Raw genomic sequence first — 2,275 nt, forward strand, 5'->3', positions numbered from 1 at the left:
CCGCGCTCGCCGTACGGTACGCACGGCTCGCGGAGGCCGCCGGGGCGGACGGCCTGCTCGCCATGCCGCCGTACCTGGTGGTCGCCGGGCAGGAGGGACTGCTGCGGCATTACCAGGAGGTGGCCGCGGCGACCGCGCTGCCCGTCATCGTCTACCAGCGCGACAACGCCGTGTTCACCCCGTCGACGGTGGTCGAACTCGCCCGCACCGAGGGCGTCATCGGCTTCAAGGACGGCCTCGGTGACCTCGACCTGATGCAGCGGATCGTGAGCACCGTGCGTACCGAAGTCCCCGGCGATTTCCTGTACTTCAACGGACTGCCCACCGCCGAACAGACCCAGCTCGCCTACCGGGGCATCGGCATCACCCTCTACTCGTCCGCCGTGTTCTGCTTCGTCCCCGAGATCGCGCTCGCCTTCCACCGGGCCCTCGCGACCGGCGACGACACCACGGCCAACCGCCTTCTGGACGGCTTCTATCGGCCGTTCGTCGAACTGCGTGCCCAGGGGCGCGGTTACGCCGTCTCGCTCGTCAAGGCGGGCGTGCGCATGCGCGGCCTGGACGTCGGTGAGGTCCGCCCGCCGCTGACCGAGCCGACCGAGGACCATGTCAAACAACTGGCCCAACTCGTCGAGCGCGGCTACACGTTGATCGAGTCGCAGATCGAGGCACAGCCGGAGGAGGGCGCGTGAAGGCGTCGGCGTTCGTCTATCCCTGGGACGTCAACGGCGACCCCGAGGCGGGCCAGAGGATCGCCGCGCTCGGCGTCCGACAGGCGACCCTCGCCTCCGCGTACCACTCCACGCGCGCGTTGACCCCCCGCCACCCGCGCCACCGCGTCGTCACCGCCGAGCACGCGGCCGTTCTGTACCCGCCGGACTCCCGTTGGCAGGGGCGGGAGTTGAGGCCGTACGCGGCCGGCGACTGGGCACCGGGCGACGCCTACGGAGAGGCCGCCGCCGCCCTCGCGGACGCGGGCCTGGAGGTGCACACCTGGGTCGTGCTCGCCCACAACTCCCGCCTGGGCGCGGAACATCCGGACACCTCCGTGGTCAACGCCTACGGCGACCGCTACCCCTGGGCACCCTGTATCGCCCAGCCCGCCACGCGCGCGTACCTCGTCGACCTCGCCGCCGAGGCGGCCGTACGCCCCGGCGCGCACGGCACCGAGTTGGAGTCCCTGGGCTGGTACGGCCTCGCCCACCTGCACGCCCACGACAAGACCGGCGGAATCCCCCTCGGGGACGCGGGCCAGTACCTGATGGCCCTGTGCTTCTGCCCGGCCTGCCGACAGGGCTACGGCGAACAGGGCCTCGACGCCGAGGAGTTGGCGGCGGCGGTACGCGCCGCACTGGAACCGGTGTGGCAGGGGGCGCCCTCCGACGGCGGCTGGACGGGGGTCGGGAAACTTCTCGGCGAGGCGAACGCGACGGCCACGCGCGCGTGGCGCGACGACAGGGCCCGCACACTCCAGGAGGCCGCGGTCGCCGCGGTCAGGGCCGCCGCACCCGACGGCTTCCAGGTACTGCTGCACGCGGACCCGGAGTCGTACCACTGCGGCGCCAACGCGGGCGTGGACCCCGGGCACGTCCTCTCCGTGGCCGACGGCGTGGTGGTCCCCTGCACGGGCGGCACTGGCCTGCTGACCCCGTTCGCCGAACAGGGCCGGGACGGCGCCGTACTGGCCGCCAACTTCACGGTGGTCTCCGGGATGGGCGGACACCCCGGGACACTCGTGGCGGACGCGGCACGGGCGCGCGACCTCGGGGCGACGGAACTGCGGCTGTATCACTCGGGGTTGGCATCGGACGGGGACCTGGCGGAGGTGCGATCGGCGCTGGCCGGACTCTGATCCGGGGACATGGTGCGTGCGGGCGGCGTCGGGGACGTGCGCCTCCTGAACAGGGCCAGGGCCGCGTGCCTCCCAGTCGGCGCCGGAGAGGGGCTGCTTGCGGGCGGCACCGGGGACGCGCTCCTCGTGAACAGCGTCGGCGCCGCCATCCTCCCGAAGAACGCCGGGACCGCGCCCGTCCCAACCAGCCCCAGCCACACGCCAGTTGTGAGCAGTGCCAGGCCGGTCGCGATCAACAGCGGCCGGAAGTCGGCGAGTTCGACCATTGCCGCGCCCGCCGCCAGGCCGATCACGTTCGGTGTGAAGAGCAGGGTGTTGGCGGTCGCGGTCGCCCGGCCCAGCAGCGGACCCGGCACCTCGCGCTGCACGGCGGTGAACGCGGCGATCAGTACGCACGGGAGCCCCAGACCGACCGCCGCGCCG

Annotated in this window: 2 protein-coding genes and 1 pseudogene; 2 read left to right on the forward strand and 1 reads right to left on the reverse strand. The window is 73.1% G+C overall.

Translation table 11 applies throughout. The annotated features are described in order from the left end of the window. Together R6V09_RS51305 and R6V09_RS51310 are read left to right on the forward strand one after the other, a co-directional pair. On the forward strand, positions 1 to 692 hold a 692-nt coding region (locus R6V09_RS51305), incomplete at its 5' end, for a 5-dehydro-4-deoxyglucarate dehydratase (protein WP_317888276.1). Continuing rightward, positions 689 to 1,852: a hypothetical protein gene (locus R6V09_RS51310; protein WP_317888277.1), complete on the forward strand. Its 1,164-nt coding sequence runs from the start codon at positions 689 to 691 to the stop codon at positions 1,850 to 1,852. The genes R6V09_RS51305 and R6V09_RS51310, both read left to right, overlap by 4 nt. Here the strand turns inward: R6V09_RS51310 and R6V09_RS51315 are convergent. Next, a pseudogene (locus tag R6V09_RS51315) lies at positions 1,789 to 2,275 on the reverse strand (MFS transporter); the annotation flags it as partial. The gene R6V09_RS51310 and the pseudogene R6V09_RS51315 overlap by 64 nt on opposite strands.

It is taken from the genome of Streptomyces sp. W16, assembly GCF_033194735.1.
In the GTDB taxonomy this organism is placed as follows: Bacteria; Actinomycetota; Actinomycetes; order Streptomycetales; family Streptomycetaceae; genus Streptomyces.